Source organism: Bacillus sp. FSL K6-2861 (assembly GCF_038630725.1).
Classification (GTDB): Bacteria; Bacillota; Bacilli; order Bacillales; family Bacillaceae; genus Bacillus; species Bacillus velezensis.
Window position 1 is genome coordinate 3,762,458 of sequence record NZ_CP152037.1, and the last position, 13,667, is coordinate 3,776,124.

A 13,667-nucleotide genomic window follows, 5' to 3' on the forward strand; every position below is an offset into this window, starting at 1 on the left:
AAAGCCGGGGCAGCCCCCGGCTTTTTTTTATTCGGCCGCTCTTTCCCGCGCGATTCGTCCCGCCGCTTTTGCATAAGGAGGATGAATATACATAAGCGCCGTATAACCGAGACATGACAAAATGACACCCGCAAACCAGGAGATATCATAGATGCCGGCGAACGCCGGGACGTACATCCCGATTAAAGAAATAAACGCGCCGAGAAAGGTCGCGGCAAAGGCCCGGTAATTATAGCCTTTGTAATAAGTGTACTGTCCGGTCTCCGAATAAAGGTCTTCAACTGAGAGCTGCCTTTTTCTTATGATAAAATAATCAGCCATCATCACCCCGGCCACCGGTCCGAGCATCCCGCCGATGAGCCCGAGAAACGCATAAACATTCGTGGCGCTCTCCATCAGCTTCCACGGTATTGTGAACAGGGCCAAAACGGCGGCCAGATACCCTCCCCTCCTGAATGTAATATATTTCGGCAGGACATTCGCCAAGTCATAGGCCGGTGACACGATGTTTGCCGCCACGTTAACCGAGACGGCGGCGATGCAAAGTGTGATGACCGAAAGAGCGATAACGAAAGGATTATCAAACCGGGCCAAAATCTCCACCACATCCCAAATCGGTTCTCCGAATGCTACTTGTGATCCGGATGTCACCGTGATGCTTGCAAACGCGAACAGCGCAAACGTTCCCGGCAGCCCGTAAAACTGGCCGCGAATCTGTTCTTTTTGCGACGCGGCGAACCGGGTGAAGTCAGGGATATTCAGAATCAGCGTCGCCCATATTCCGATAATGCCCGTCACTCCGGCGGCAAACGGCCAAAACGTTTCAGAAAAGGTGTGGAACTTTCCCGGCTGTGAGTAAATCGGTCCGAGTCCGCCGGCAATATCTATCGCCCACCAGACCATGCCGCCGAAGACGAGATAAACAAGCGGGCCCGCCCACACTTCAAATTTTTTGATCGATTCCATGCCGTGCCGCAGCACAAGCAGATGAATGCCCCAAAAGAAAATGAACGACAGAAAACCCGGCAGATGAAGCCCGAGTATATTCCAATCTCCGCCGAGACTCCCCCAGCCCGGCCATATGTTCAAAAGCAGAATGTGCAAAGCCGTGCTCCCGGCAAATGTTTGAATTCCGAGCCACATGATGGCTGTAAACGCCCTGAGAAGCGCCGGAATGTTAGCCCCGTATATTCCGTAAGAAGCCCTGATAATGACCGGAAAAGGCAGTCCGTATTTCGTTCCGGCATGGCCGTTCAAGGCCAAAGCGGCGAACAAAATGAGTGACGCCGTCACGATAATGGCGAGCACCTGCCACGGAGAAAGGCCGATCGCAATGAGCCCGCCCACAGTCGCGTAGGTCGGGATATTATGAATACAACCCATCCAGATGGATGCAAAATTCACCGCTTTCCATGTCCGTTCGCCGTCTTCTAAAGGCAGTAAATCTTTATTGCTTAGCCGATCACTCGTTGTTTTTTTCATTTTCTCCCTCCCACATGTGCGTTTTCCTTACATCACATGTGAAAAAATATAACTGAAAATTCCATAAATAACATTGGTCGCTGTCGACAATAATCGTTTTGATTTTTGAGCACATTACACAAAAAAAGAGACGGGGAGAGCCCGTCTCTTTTTGTTGCGCCTGTTAAGAGGCTTTTTTGAGGAGAACCGAAAACCGGAACGCCATCAAAAGGCTTACAGCGCCGACAACGATAAGAATCGTCCCAAGCATATGAAAATGGCCGGCGGTAATTTCTTTTCCGAAAAGAATGCCCAAAATGACAGAAGACAAAATCGAACCGAGATACCGGCAGGTCTGAAACAGGCCGGACGTTGTTCCGACCATGTCGGCGGGGCTCGTTGTCAGCATGGCCGCCTGAAACGTGACATTTCCGAAGCCGTAGCCGACACCCAGCACGGACAGGATCAGCCCTTTTCCTATCATGGGCGCCTGAAGAAAGAAAAACGTTAACAGCACCGCCCCGATCACGGTCAGGCAGGTTCCGGCAACAATCGGCTGAAGAAGCCCTTTCTTATCTATCCATTTTCCGGTCAGAGGCGACACCAGAATACTCATGCCCGACATAAACAGCATAATCAACCCGCTTGTCTGAACGGACAAATGCATTTCATCCTGAAAATAGCTCGGAAGCCCGAAAAAGATGCAGTAAAAGAATATATTCAGCAAAATAAATTGAATATACACCGACGATAGTTTCCGATGCGTTTTAAACAGCCTGACATCAATAAACGGCTTCTCCGTTTTCAGCTCGCGCCAGATAAACAGCCCGACAAACAAAAGCCCGAATACGCCTTCTGTATAGTGAGGCTTCGTACTGAAGGACAATAAAAACGACAGGAGAAGGATAATCGCTCCGGCAAACAGGAGTATCCCGATCGTATCAAGCTGGCGGAGCACGCCTTTCAAGCCGCCGATCTCGCGTTTTTCATCTTTCGGAAACATATACATTCCGAGAAAAAAGCTGAGAATGATAAACGGCAGATTGACGAAAAAGATTGCCGGCCACCCTCCCCAAACGATCAGAAAACCGCCGAGAGTCGGACCGAGCGCCGTCATGGCTGATGCAAAGATTGACAGGACGGCCAGCGCCGAAGCCTGCTTCTCCTGTATATTTGAACGGATCAATCCGACGCCGGACGGATATATCGCGCTGCTTCCGATCGACTGAAACAATCTCATAATTAACAAAGTCATAAAAGTCGGCGCAAACGGCGCGCCGACCGCTGAGACGGCAACAAGCAGAAGCCCGATCAAAAACAGCTTCTTCCTGCCGAGCATATCACCGAGCTTCCCGGTAACAGGCTGCGCCACCGCGCTGGCCAGATAAAAGGACGATATCAGCCAGGACACCGTTGTAAACGACAGGTGAAATTCATGCTGAATACTGTGAAGCGCAAGAGAAATCATCGACGAGTTCAATGGGTTCAGCATCGTCCCCGAAGCCACGGCTGTCAAGAACAGGACGCGGCTTTTTTTGGAGATTGTCATTTTGTCTGTGTGATAAATTCTTCCGTCGTCCGGCTTCTGCCGATTTTCGGGAAGATAAACTTGAGTGTCGCTTCGTGCTGTTCATCGCTGAATGTCGCCATCGCGTCAGTTACGAAAACTTGCTGATACCCGAGCTGAAAAGCTTCTCGCGCCGTGCTTTCCACACCGATGTTTGTCGCAATCCCGCATAACACAATCGTGTCGATTCCCCGTCTTCTGAGCTGAAGGTCCAGGTCCGTGCCGAAAAACGCGCCCCACTGCCGTTTTGTTACCGTATAATCGTTTTCTTTCACTCCGATGTCAGGCACAAATTCAGCCCAATCCGCCGGCGGAGCCGAATGGCCCGCCGCCTCTTCATCCGTCAGCGGCTTCAGCGCATCCGCTCCGTCATGAAAATCCACGTTCACAAAGCTGATAAATCCGCCTTTTTCCCGGAACACATCAATTAATTTTTTCGCGTTCGGCACAACGGTACCGCTTTTATCCATCTGCACAATGCCTTTTTGTAAATCAATAAGGACCAAAGCCGTTTTTTCAAATTGCAGATTTAATGATGTTGTCATAATGATTCCTCCTGATGCAGTTAGTGTTTCTCACCCCGTTTATTTTACTCTTCCCCGGACAGGATTTCTTCCGCCGTGCTCCGGCGCTCTTTTTATGGATATAAAGTCGCACGGCACCCATTTGAAAAAACAGTATTATGAACGCAAAAAACCATGTCAGATAACCTTACACGAAAATGTTTTATCGTTCTTTTTTCTCTATAATAATGAATTAATCACAATTACATTCTGAATGAGACGGAGGAATACAACATGCAGATGGGCGATACAGTATTTATGTTCTTTTGCGCTTTACTCGTGTGGCTGATGACCCCCGGGCTGGCTTTGTTTTACGGCGGAATGGTAAAAAGCAAAAACGTGCTCAGCACGGCAATGCATAGTTTTTCTTCTCTCGCCATCGTATCCGTCGTTTGGGTTTTGTACGGATATTCACTTGCTTTTGCCCCCGGCAATACATGGCTTGGCGGGATTGAATGGGCCGGGCTGAAGGGGGTCGGCTTTGAACCCGGAAGTTACAGTGATACGATCCCGCATTCCTTGTTCATGATGTTCCAAATGACGTTTGCCGTACTGACGACGGCCATTATTTCCGGAGCATTTGCTGAACGCATGAGATTCAGTGCTTTTCTTGTATTTTCCTTTTTGTGGGCTTCCCTCGTATATACGCCCGTTGCGCACTGGGTATGGGGCGGCGGCTGGATCGGCCAAATGGGCGCTCTTGACTTCGCAGGCGGAAACGTCGTCCACATTTCTTCCGGAGTCGCCGGGCTTGTGCTGGCGATTGTGCTCGGGAAACGCAAGGACGGCACGGCGGCTTCGCCTCACAACTTAATTTACACGTTCTTGGGCGGAGCGCTCATCTGGTTCGGATGGTTCGGCTTCAATGTCGGCAGCGCCCTCACGCTTGACAGTATCGCGATGTTTGCCTTCATTAACACAAACACCGCGGCTGCAGCCGGAATTATCGGCTGGATTTTAATCGAATGGATGCTGAATAAAAAACCGACCATGCTGGGTGCTGTATCGGGCGCAATCGCCGGGCTTGTCGCCATTACGCCGGCTGCCGGGTTCGTTACGCCGTTCTCTTCCATCGTGATCGGGTTCATTGGCGGGCTTGTCTGCTTTTGGGGCGTTTATTGGCTCAAAAAGACTTTCGGTTATGATGATGCGCTTGACGCTTTCGGCCTGCATGGGATCGGCGGGACATGGGGCGGCATCGCGACCGGTTTATTCGCCACCACTTCCGTCAATGACGGCGGGGCAAACGGGCTGTTTTACGGCGATCCGGGACTGCTCTGGAAGCAGATTGCGGCCATTGCGGCAACCTATGTATTTGTATTTATTGTCACTTTCGTTATCATTAAAATTGTAGGTCTGTTCATTCCCCTGCGCGCCAGTGAAGAAGAAGAGTCACTTGGGCTTGATTTAACGATGCACGGGGAAAAAGCATATCAGGACTTATAAAGTGAGGAGTGGCTTAGATGAGCGGTCAAATGTTCAAGGTAGAAATCGTTACGCGTCCGGCTAAGTTTGAAACATTGAAACAGGAACTCGGTAAAATCGGAGTCACATCGCTGACCTTCTCCAACGTACACGGCTGCGGCCTTCAAAAAGCCCACACCGAACTGTACCGCGGAGTCAAAATTGAGAGCAATGTGTATGAACGGCTGAAAGTGGAAATCGTTGTCAGCAAGGTCCCCGTTGATCAAGTCGTGGAAACGGCGAAGAAAGTGCTGAAAACGGGAGAGCCCGGAGACGGCAAAATATTCGTCTATGAAATCGGAAACACGATTAATATCCGCACCGGAGAAGAAGGACCAGGAGCTTTATAAACAGGCAGAACGCCCGGAGACAGAAATGTCCCGGGCGTTTTTTTCCAGCTTCATTAAAAAGAAGAAACCTTTTTTTCATGCGGGACAGGCCGCTTATGTCGTACGGGTTGTTTTTTCGCATATGTACTGATATTGACCAGTATGCCGCACAAAAACAGCGTCATAATTAATGAAGAACCGCCGTAGCTGATAAACGGAAGAGGCACACCCGTAACCGGGAGAAGTCCGCTCATCGCTCCCAAATTCAATACAACCTGAAACATTAATTGAAACGTAATTCCGATGGCAAGAAGCTTCCCGAACGGGTCATCAGCCCGCACGGCCGTTTTTACGCCGAGAAGCATTAACGCAAAATATAATCCCAAAACGATCAGAACACCGAATATCCCCAGCTCTTCGCTGATCACGGCCATAATGAAATCGGTATGCGCCTCAGGCAGATAGTTCATTTTTTCAACACTGTTTCCAAGCCCTCTTCCGAAAAACCCGCCTCCGGAAATAGCAAAATAGGATTGAATCAGCTGATAGCCGTCCCCATTCGCGTCACCAAACGGATTGGTAAAGGAAACGAGGCGCTTCACACGATAGGAAGCGGAAAATGCGAGATAAACAACCCCCGACACCGCCGTCGCGCCGAGCACGAACAGATGGCGCTTTTTCAAGCCGGCACATAATAAAATCGACCCGCACGCCGCCAGGATTAAGGAAGCCGTCCCTAAATCAGGCTCCGCCAATGTCAGCAGAAAAGCAGTTCCCAAAATCACTAAAGGCGGCAGAACCCCTTTCACAAATTGATGAATGTACGGCTGCTTTTTCGTATAAATCGAAGCGAAATACAAAATCATCGCGATCTTCGCCAATTCAGACGGCTGTACGACAAGCGGGCCCGCTCCCAGCCACCTGCGGGAAAAATTCCGCTCCAGCCCGATTCCCGGTATCAATACGAGCAGCAGCAATACCAGCGAACCGACCACAAACAGCGGTACAAGCCGCGCATACCGCTTATACGGCAGACAGGCGGCAAATAGAAATAAGCATAATCCGATCAGTAAAGAGGCACTCTGCTTATGGAAGAAATAGGATGGATCTCCGTACCGCTGAGACCCCATCACATCACTGGCGCTGTACACCATTAACAAGCCGAATCCGCAAAGCAGCATAATGACAAACACAAGCGGCAGATCGGCGTTTTTCAAACGTTTCAGCAACGGACAAAACTCCTTCGGCTATTCTTTTCCCGCATACTTGACGCACAGTAATACAGTCACGTTTCATTCTGTTTACTTTTTTATGATTATTTTTAATACCAATTGTGTCTCATAGAAAAAAGCATTACACTGTTCATATAAAATAAAGATAAAAGGTGATATTTGTGAATTACGAACTATTTAAAGCGATCAATGGTTTGTCGCACCATAGTGCCATTCTCGACTCTATCATGGTATTTATTACGGAATACGCCATTTACGCCTACGCCCTTTTCCTGCTTGCCATGTGGCTGTTCGGAAGCACAAAAGGCAGACAAAACGCCCTGTACGCGGGCTTCACGGGTGTTGCAGCGCTTATCGTCAACTACCTCATCACGAAAGTCTATGTCGAGCCGCGCCCCTTTGTCGAACATACGGTTCATACGCTGATCCCTCATGCCGCGGATGCTTCATTTCCGAGTGACCATACGACAGGCGCTTTGGCGATTTCAATTGCGATTCTGTTCCGCAACAAAAAACTCGGCTGGCCGCTTGTGATTTTCGGCCTTTTGACCGGCTTCTCAAGAATTTGGGTCGGCCACCATTATCCGATCGATGTGCTCGGAAGCATTATCGTTTCCCTCATTGTCGGATTCCTGCTGTTCAGATTTTCAAATGTGCTTCGTCCGATTGTCGATCTGATCGTGCGAATCTATGAAAGTATCGTTCATAAAAGCAAATCGACAAACCATAATATATAAAAAAAAGCCGGCGTCTGTCACAGACTGCCGGTTTTTGTATGTTTGGCTGTATGCTTTTTCCTTTGTAAAGCACAGAATGCGGCAATGCCGAGACTGTCAATCAGCACATCGCGGAGGCATCCGTTTCTGCCGAAAAAGAGCTGGACGATTTCTGTCAGGAAAGCGGCGGCCAATGCATACAGCACCGCCCTCTTCATGCGCCTGCGCTCTCTGAAAAACAAATAGGCTAGCACAAAAAATGAAAACGCGTGCCCGAGCTTTTGAATCGCCGCTTCCGGTATGGCGAGCTCCGCCATATCGAACACAAAGAAACCGGACACATCCGGATGCGGCGTGAAACGGAAGGACACCGTCTGCGACACAACCATATCGTGAAAGCTTTCAGTCAAAGCCGAAACGAAAACTAAGACGAGCCACCCGGCCGCCAGACATTTATTCATTCAGCATCCCCTTCGTTTTCTACTAGTATAAAGGCACATGCGGCAATATGAAAAGCGCCTATCTGAGATGATAGGCGCTTTGGGATCAAGATTACTTGCCCGAATCTTTCATTGAGCCGTCATCTTTACCATCTGTCTTGTCTTTTGTGCCGTCCTCTTTGTCACCTGGTTTTTCTTCGGTTTCTTTTTTAGGCGTCACATCTTTTTTCTCGGAAGACTGCTGAATTGACCCTTCCGTTTCTTCTGTCACAGCGTTTTTCTCTTCAGCCGCCGCTTTTTCAATAGATGTTACCGGCTTGTCCATAAAATTGAGCGGGTTCATCGCTACGCCGTCCTTGCGGATTTCAAAGTGCACGTGATTTCCGCTTTCTTCACTGTAAAGGTTTTTTCCGGATTTACCGATGACCTGGTTCTGCTTTACTTTGTCGCCCTGATCGACGCTGACTTCAGATAAAGACTGATAGACAGTAGACAGGCCGTCTGAGTGTTCAATTTCAACCACATATCCCAGTACCGGGTCTTTAGCAGCTTTAACAACCGTACCGCTCAGAGAAGCAGAAACATCAAATGATTTTCCGTCTTTCTCAGCTAAGTCAATTCCTTTACTGAGGCTGTACGTGTTATTATAGTTAACAAGTGCTGCTTCTTTCTCTTTTTTTGCGGCATCAGTTTCATAAAACTTTTTCACAACAGAAACATTTTCAGAATGAGCAGCCGGCATTGCGACGTTTTCCATTGACTTGCCTACTTCGACGGCATCGTCTTTGCCGCTGTCATACGCGGAGTTTCCTCCGTTGTTCGTCAGATTGTCCTTCACATCATTCGAAACGGATTGATACCAAAGGACAGCTGTTAAAATGACGGCCGCACTGACTAAGTAGATTGCAGGGAATATCCAGCGTTTGCGAAAAAACCGCTGAAGTTTTTTGACTTGAGAAGTTTTCTTTTCTTCCTCTCTCATTTGTTCATCACCTCAGCAACATTCTGAACACTTTTCTGAAAATATATACACATCCATAAAAAACTTTTTTGGAAATAGTATGTGCAGATTGCACTTGATTATGTAATGAAATGTGAAGGGAGATCCCGGAATATGAATTTGACCCTGCGCAAAGCCGTATTGGAGGATTTAGATGCGGTGGTGGCCATATACAACTCGACGATTGCCTCACGAATGGTAACGGCTGATACGGAAGAAGTGACGCCCGAAGACCGGATGGATTGGTTTCTGCGGCACACGGACCGGCGCCCGCTGATGGTCGCGGAAGATGAAACCGGCAAAGTGGCGGCCTGGATCAGCTTTGAAACGTTTTACGGCCGTCCGGCCTATGACAAAACGGCGGAGATCAGCATCTATCTGCATCAGGATTGCCGCGGCAAAGGAGCAGGAAGCTTTCTGCTGAAAGAAGCCCTGGCACTCGCTCCGGCAATCGGCATCCGCAGCCTGATGGCTTTTATCTTCGGACATAATGTGCCAAGCATTAAGCTGTTTGAAAAATTCGGTTTTACCGAATGGGGCGTATTCCCGGGTATCGCCGAAATGGACGGAAAACGATATGACTTGAACATTTTAGGGAGAGAACTGTCATGATCACCATCGATAAAGAGAAAGACGAAAACCAGCCGCTCAATAAAAAAGCCCGTTCCCTTGCCGACATCGCCAAATGGGGAAAGATCACCGCCGTGTTTCTGATCATCACGGGCTCTCTTTCCGCTCTGTCAGCCATTGTGACGCTGCTCGGAGCCATTCCGGGGGTTCTGCTCATCATTTCCGGCGTCATGCTGATGCGCTCGGCAAAAGCGGCTGCCGCACTTCAGGAAGGACTAGAAGAAAACGCGGAAGAAAATATGCTTGCACATTACGCGTCATTTATCAAAATGCAGTTTTTTTATGCGGTATCCAGTGTGGTATTGGGCATTCTCGCTTTTATTTTAGTCGTCATCTTCGCTGTCATCGGAATTATCGCTTATCACAGCACTGATACGTATGACACGCCTGATTCATATTACTATGAGAACGACCCGGTGTTTGAATGACAAAAAGAGCTGATCGCGCGTCAGCTCTTTTTTAATAAAGCATTTCTTTTTTCCGGTCTTCTTCCGTTAAAAATTCAATAAAGCTCTTCATCGCAGACGGCTCCTCGGCAATCAGACGGGTATAGGCGCTTTTCCGTTCCTCAGACAGAATATCGCTTTTTCTGATTCTGTTCAGCATATAAAGGCGGATCGTTTTTTGCACCTGTTTCCGCTGATAGCCGGCTTCCTTAAACAACGCAAGACCCCAGGCCGCAAGGAGGGCAAAAATGCCGGCCGACACGAGAGCTCCTCTCCCGGAAGGGGCCTGAATCAAAAGCGATGCCAGATGAAACAGACTAAAAGCGGCGAGCGGGAAAGCAAGAAAACGGTAAATGATGCTTTTTTTCATCAGCGGCGCAATGGCGATTTGTATTTTCTGAATTTCTTTTTTTATGAATCCCGGCAATTGTTCCGCATGCTCCAGCTTCATGCCCTCTCCCCTTTGCTGTCATTTTTGTCTTCTTTTTCATATATGCATATTTTACCGCACCCGGAACTTTCTTTGAAAGAAAACTGCATTCATCTTTGATTCCGGCTCTTTATTCTTTCAAAATGTCAATGTTATAATTTGAAATGGGAATCAGATTGCTGCACTTGTCGGAATACTAATGGGCACAGTCTTGATAAATATGATATAGCGGGGTTGCAAAGTGAGCATTTCATTTATTTTATTTGGATTTTTTTTCGTTTTAAATATACTGTTGGCCGTCATCATGATTTTCAAAGAAAGACGCGATGCCAGCGCTTCATGGGCTTGGCTCTTGGTTCTTTTTTTTATTCCCATTTTAGGGTTTATTTTATACCTGTTATTCGGCCATAACCTGAGACGCAAGCATCTGTTTCAATGGGAAGACCGTAAAAAAATCGGGATAGAAAAGCTGCTGAAGTCTCAGCTGAAAGATCTGAAGTCGAGGCAATTCCAATTTAACAACAGAGCGACTGTGGATAATAAAGACCTCATCTATATGCTTGTCATGAACAACCACGCAGTCTTTACAGAGGATAATTCGGTGGAGATTTTGACGGACGGGCGCGATAAGTTCAAACGCTTAATGAAGGACATTTCCAATGCAAAAGATCACATTCACCTTCAATACTATATTTATAAAGGTGATGAACTGGGGAAAAAATTGCGCGATGCCTTAGTGAAAAAAGCACGGGAAGGCGTAAAAGTCAGAGTGTTATATGATGAACTCGGTTCAAGATCACTCAGAAAAAAATTCTTCAAACCGCTGCGGGACGCCGGCGGCCATGTGGAAGTCTTTTTTCCTTCCAGGCTTCGTCCGATTAATTTGCGGCTCAATTATCGGAATCACCGCAAGCTCGTCATCATTGACGGCGAAACCGGCTATGTCGGCGGCTTTAACGTCGGAGATGAATATCTCGGCCTGAATCCGAAATTCGGCTACTGGCGCGATACGCACCTCAGGCTTCAAGGCACGGCGGTGCACGCTATTCAGACACGGTTTATCCTCGATTGGAATCAAGCCTCCCATCATCATACGCTCACATACGTTCCGAATCATTTTCCGGAATGCGAGCCGAAGGGCAATGTCGGGATGCAGATTGTCACGAGCGGACCGGATTCAGAATGGGAACAAATTAAAAACGGCTATATCAAGATGATCTCAACGGCCAAACGGTCGATCCTGATTCAGACGCCTTACTTTATTCCTGACTCAAGTCTTTTAGATGCCCTCAGGATCGCCTGTCTGTCAGGCATCGACGTCAAAATCATGATTCCGAACAAGCCGGATCACGCTTTCGTTTACTGGGCGACTTTATCTTACATCGGCGATCTTTTGAAAGCCGGAGCCTCAGTCTACATTTACGATAACGGCTTTATTCATGCAAAAACGATTGTTGTTGATGATGAGACGGCTTCAGTCGGTACGGCGAATATCGACGTCAGAAGCTTCAGACTTAATTTTGAAGTCAACGCCTTTATTTATGACGTCACCATTGCGAAAAAACTCATTTCCTCATTTAAAGAAGATCTGCTCGTCTCCAGAAAATATACGTATGAAGAATATCAGGAGCGTTCGCTGCGGATCCGCATTAAAGAATCGATTTCAAGACTTCTTTCGCCGATTTTGTAATTCCCGGGGTGTTTCTCGGGAATTTTCTGATACAAAACGGACACGGCACGAAAAAACACATTTTATATTCAAAAGAATGACCCAATAGTGTATAAATGAAAAGTGAGTATTTTTTTGTAAAGGAGTGCCATAGTTTGAAACCTGAATCAGTGAATCGTTCGCTTATTGCTATTTCAAAATGGGGAAAAGCGACAGGTATTTTATTTATTATCGTGGGTGCGTTTGCGGCGCTGTCGGGCGCGTTTTTCTTTTTAATCGGAGCCATTCCCGGCGTTCTGCAGATCATTGCCGGCATTTTTCTGATGCGCTCGGCAAATGAAGCGGGACAGATGGCGGAGCAGTTCAATGAACTGACAGAGGAACATATGCTGGAGAATTATGCAAAGTTCGTGAAAATGCAGGGGATCTACCTGATTGTGACGGTCGGCTTGTCCGTTCTCGGTATCGTTCTCTTCATTGTCCTCATGACGCTCGGCATCGTGGACGGCGTGTTTAATAATATTGATGCCAATACATATTAAAAAGGAAAATCCCGGCGCATCCGCCCGGGATTTTTTCTTATTCCGCTTCTTCGATAACGGTAAAGCGTTCGTTTTTGTGCTTCGGATTATCCAATTCGTTCAATACGACGATGGCATAATGGCGCAGCTGATGCAGCTGTCTGCAAATATTCCTTCAGACATTCCGGCTTCAGCTCAAAAAAGTTTATTCAAATAAAAACTTTTCCTCAGAGTTTCAACTGAAATCACTCAATTGTTCGACTGTTCCTGATCAGGTTTAGAAGCAAGAATTGTGATTCTGCAAAATAAGGATAAAAGCCCTGATGGAACAAGACCACTCATCATACAGTTTTTTGGGTCTTTGTAATTAAATTACAATTGTTCTTAATATTCACTCATGTATTCATGCTATTATATTGAAAGGAACGATCAAAAGCGTTGGCGTTCGTTAAATATTTACGAGTGCTGCCTCATGTCAAAGTCAGAAAAAATAGTATAGGAGGTAACATATGTTTAAGTTTAAAAAGAAATTCTTAGTTGGATTAACGGCTGCTTTCATGAGTATCAGCATGTTTTCGGCAACCGCCTCTGCAGCTGGCACAGATTACTGGCAAAATTGGACTGATGGGGGCGGAACAGTCAACGCTGTCAATGGATCTGGCGGGAATTACAGTGTTAATTGGTCTAATACCGGAAATTTCGTTGTTGGTAAAGGCTGGACTACAGGCTCGCCATTTAGAACAATAAACTATAATGCCGGAGTCTGGGCGCCGAATGGCAATGGATATTTGACTTTATATGGCTGGACGAGAGCACCTCTCATCGAATATTATGTAGTGGATTCATGGGGTACTTACAGACCTACCGGAACGTATAAAGGTACTGTAAAGAGTGATGGAGGTACATATGACATATATACAACGACACGTTATAACGCACCTTCCATTGATGGCGATAACACTACTTTTACGCAGTACTGGAGTGTTCGCCAGTCGAAGAGACCAACCGGAAGCAACGCTGCAATCACTTTCAGCAATCATGTTAACGCCTGGAAGAGCCATGGAATGAATCTGGGCAGTAATTGGGCTTATCAAGTCTTAGCGACAGAAGGATATAAAAGCAGCGGAAGTTCTAATGTAACAGTGTGGTAACAGCTCATCTTTAATTAGGGGCAGCTAACGGGCTGCTGATCGTTCCTA

At 47.2% G+C, this 13,667-nt stretch carries 15 protein-coding genes and 1 pseudogene; 8 read left to right on the forward strand and 8 right to left on the reverse strand.

The annotated features are described in order from the left end of the window. Positions 1 to 27: 27 nt before the first annotated feature. The 3 genes from NYE62_RS18635 to NYE62_RS18645 form a co-directional block, all read right to left on the reverse strand. Positions 28 to 1,482: an NCS1 family nucleobase:cation symporter-1 gene (locus NYE62_RS18635; RefSeq protein ID WP_342497118.1), complete on the reverse strand. Its 1,455-nt coding sequence runs from the start codon at positions 1,480 to 1,482 to the stop codon at positions 28 to 30. Between the two features lie 163 nt (positions 1,483 to 1,645). Beyond that, on the reverse strand, positions 1,646 to 3,010 hold the full coding sequence (locus tag NYE62_RS18640; protein WP_094032554.1) for an MFS transporter: 1,365 nt from the start codon (positions 3,008 to 3,010) through the stop codon (positions 1,646 to 1,648). Beyond that, positions 3,007 to 3,573 (reverse strand): isochorismatase family protein, encoded by a 567-nt coding sequence (locus NYE62_RS18645; protein WP_241457729.1) that lies wholly within the window; start codon positions 3,571 to 3,573, stop codon positions 3,007 to 3,009. The genes NYE62_RS18640 and NYE62_RS18645 overlap by 4 nt, the downstream gene beginning before the upstream one ends. 252 nt (positions 3,574 to 3,825) lie before the next feature. On the opposite strand from NYE62_RS18645, the gene NYE62_RS18650 reads away from it, so the two are divergent. Both NYE62_RS18650 and NYE62_RS18655 read left to right on the forward strand, forming a co-directional pair. Further along, positions 3,826 to 5,037 carry an ammonium transporter gene (locus NYE62_RS18650; protein ID WP_003151223.1) on the forward strand — a complete coding sequence of 404 codons (1,212 nt, stop codon included), beginning with the start codon at positions 3,826 to 3,828 and terminating at the stop codon, positions 5,035 to 5,037. 17 nt (positions 5,038 to 5,054) lie between these two features. After that, the gene (locus NYE62_RS18655) at positions 5,055 to 5,405 is read left to right on the forward strand and encodes a P-II family nitrogen regulator (protein ID WP_003151222.1); all 351 of its coding nucleotides are present in this window, start codon (positions 5,055 to 5,057) and stop codon (positions 5,403 to 5,405) included. 53 nt (positions 5,406 to 5,458) lie between these two features. Here NYE62_RS18655 and ftsW read toward each other — a convergent pair whose 3' ends face one another. Beyond that, positions 5,459 to 6,613 (reverse strand): putative lipid II flippase FtsW, encoded by a 1,155-nt coding sequence (ftsW, locus tag NYE62_RS18660; protein ID WP_007407568.1) that lies wholly within the window; start codon positions 6,611 to 6,613, stop codon positions 5,459 to 5,461. Positions 6,614 to 6,777: 164 nt separating this feature from the next. On the opposite strand from ftsW, the gene NYE62_RS18665 reads away from it, so the two are divergent. Next, a complete protein-coding gene (locus tag NYE62_RS18665; RefSeq protein ID WP_007407569.1) occupies positions 6,778 to 7,353 on the forward strand; it encodes an undecaprenyl-diphosphatase in 576 nt (191 codons plus the stop codon). Positions 7,354 to 7,370: 17 nt separating this feature from the next. Here NYE62_RS18665 and NYE62_RS18670 read toward each other — a convergent pair whose 3' ends face one another. Together NYE62_RS18670 and NYE62_RS18675 are read right to left on the reverse strand one after the other, a co-directional pair. After that, on the reverse strand, positions 7,371 to 7,793 hold the full coding sequence (locus tag NYE62_RS18670; protein WP_342497119.1) for a VanZ family protein: 423 nt from the start codon (positions 7,791 to 7,793) through the stop codon (positions 7,371 to 7,373). Positions 7,794 to 7,884: 91 nt separating this feature from the next. Beyond that, a complete protein-coding gene (locus tag NYE62_RS18675; RefSeq protein WP_007407571.1) occupies positions 7,885 to 8,754 on the reverse strand; it encodes a M23 family metallopeptidase in 870 nt (289 codons plus the stop codon). A gap of 138 nt (positions 8,755 to 8,892) precedes the next feature. Here NYE62_RS18675 and NYE62_RS18680 point away from each other — a divergent pair, with 138 nt between their 5' ends. Together NYE62_RS18680 and NYE62_RS18685 are read left to right on the forward strand one after the other, a co-directional pair. Then, positions 8,893 to 9,384: a GNAT family N-acetyltransferase gene (locus NYE62_RS18680; protein WP_089072492.1), complete on the forward strand. Its 492-nt coding sequence runs from the start codon at positions 8,893 to 8,895 to the stop codon at positions 9,382 to 9,384. After that, positions 9,381 to 9,830 carry a DUF5362 family protein gene (locus tag NYE62_RS18685; protein ID WP_144664838.1) on the forward strand — a complete coding sequence of 150 codons (450 nt, stop codon included), beginning with the start codon at positions 9,381 to 9,383 and terminating at the stop codon, positions 9,828 to 9,830. The genes NYE62_RS18680 and NYE62_RS18685 overlap by 4 nt, the downstream gene beginning before the upstream one ends. A 31-nt stretch (positions 9,831 to 9,861) precedes the next feature. Here NYE62_RS18685 and NYE62_RS18690 read toward each other — a convergent pair whose 3' ends face one another. Next, positions 9,862 to 10,299, reverse strand: a complete 438-nt coding sequence (locus NYE62_RS18690) for a DUF5392 family protein (protein WP_064115302.1) — start codon at positions 10,297 to 10,299, stop codon at positions 9,862 to 9,864. Between the two features lie 220 nt (positions 10,300 to 10,519). Between NYE62_RS18690 and cls the strand changes: the two genes are divergently transcribed. Then, positions 10,520 to 11,968: a cardiolipin synthase gene (gene cls / locus NYE62_RS18695; RefSeq protein WP_007407575.1), complete on the forward strand. Its 1,449-nt coding sequence runs from the start codon at positions 10,520 to 10,522 to the stop codon at positions 11,966 to 11,968. Between the two features lie 134 nt (positions 11,969 to 12,102). Next, positions 12,103 to 12,489, forward strand: coding sequence for a DUF5362 family protein (locus NYE62_RS18700; protein ID WP_144463855.1), 387 nt, complete (start codon positions 12,103 to 12,105; stop codon positions 12,487 to 12,489). Between the two features lie 37 nt (positions 12,490 to 12,526). Here NYE62_RS18700 and NYE62_RS18705 read toward each other — a convergent pair. Beyond that, positions 12,527 to 12,630 (reverse strand): annotated as a pseudogene (locus NYE62_RS18705) (NAD(P)-dependent oxidoreductase); the annotation flags it as partial. A gap of 347 nt (positions 12,631 to 12,977) precedes the next feature. Here NYE62_RS18705 and xynA point away from each other — a divergent pair. Further along, positions 12,978 to 13,619: an endo-1,4-beta-xylanase XynA gene (gene xynA, locus NYE62_RS18710; protein WP_007407578.1), complete on the forward strand. Its 642-nt coding sequence runs from the start codon at positions 12,978 to 12,980 to the stop codon at positions 13,617 to 13,619. The last annotated feature ends 48 nt before the right edge of the window (positions 13,620 to 13,667 follow it).

What these genes read in the sequence shown, in the direction of transcription:
- NYE62_RS18635 (WP_342497118.1), bottom strand. Translation starts at nt 1,482, where the DNA reads ATGAAAAAAACAACGAGTGATCGGCTAAGCAATAAAGATTTACTGCCT.
- NYE62_RS18640 (WP_094032554.1), bottom strand. Translation starts at nt 3,010, where the DNA reads ATGACAATCTCCAAAAAAAGCCGCGTCCTGTTCTTGACAGCCGTGGCT.
- NYE62_RS18645 (WP_241457729.1), bottom strand. Translation starts at nt 3,573, where the DNA reads ATGACAACATCATTAAATCTGCAATTTGAAAAAACGGCTTTGGTCCTT.
- NYE62_RS18650 (WP_003151223.1), top strand. Translation starts at nt 3,826, where the DNA reads ATGCAGATGGGCGATACAGTATTTATGTTCTTTTGCGCTTTACTCGTG.
- NYE62_RS18655 (WP_003151222.1), top strand. Translation starts at nt 5,055, where the DNA reads ATGAGCGGTCAAATGTTCAAGGTAGAAATCGTTACGCGTCCGGCTAAG.
- NYE62_RS18670 (WP_342497119.1), bottom strand. Translation starts at nt 7,793, where the DNA reads ATGAATAAATGTCTGGCGGCCGGGTGGCTCGTCTTAGTTTTCGTTTCG.
- NYE62_RS18675 (WP_007407571.1), bottom strand. Translation starts at nt 8,754, where the DNA reads ATGAGAGAGGAAGAAAAGAAAACTTCTCAAGTCAAAAAACTTCAGCGG.
- NYE62_RS18685 (WP_144664838.1), top strand. Translation starts at nt 9,381, where the DNA reads ATGATCACCATCGATAAAGAGAAAGACGAAAACCAGCCGCTCAATAAA.
- NYE62_RS18690 (WP_064115302.1), bottom strand. Translation starts at nt 10,299, where the DNA reads ATGAAGCTGGAGCATGCGGAACAATTGCCGGGATTCATAAAAAAAGAA.
- xynA (WP_007407578.1), top strand. Translation starts at nt 12,978, where the DNA reads ATGTTTAAGTTTAAAAAGAAATTCTTAGTTGGATTAACGGCTGCTTTC.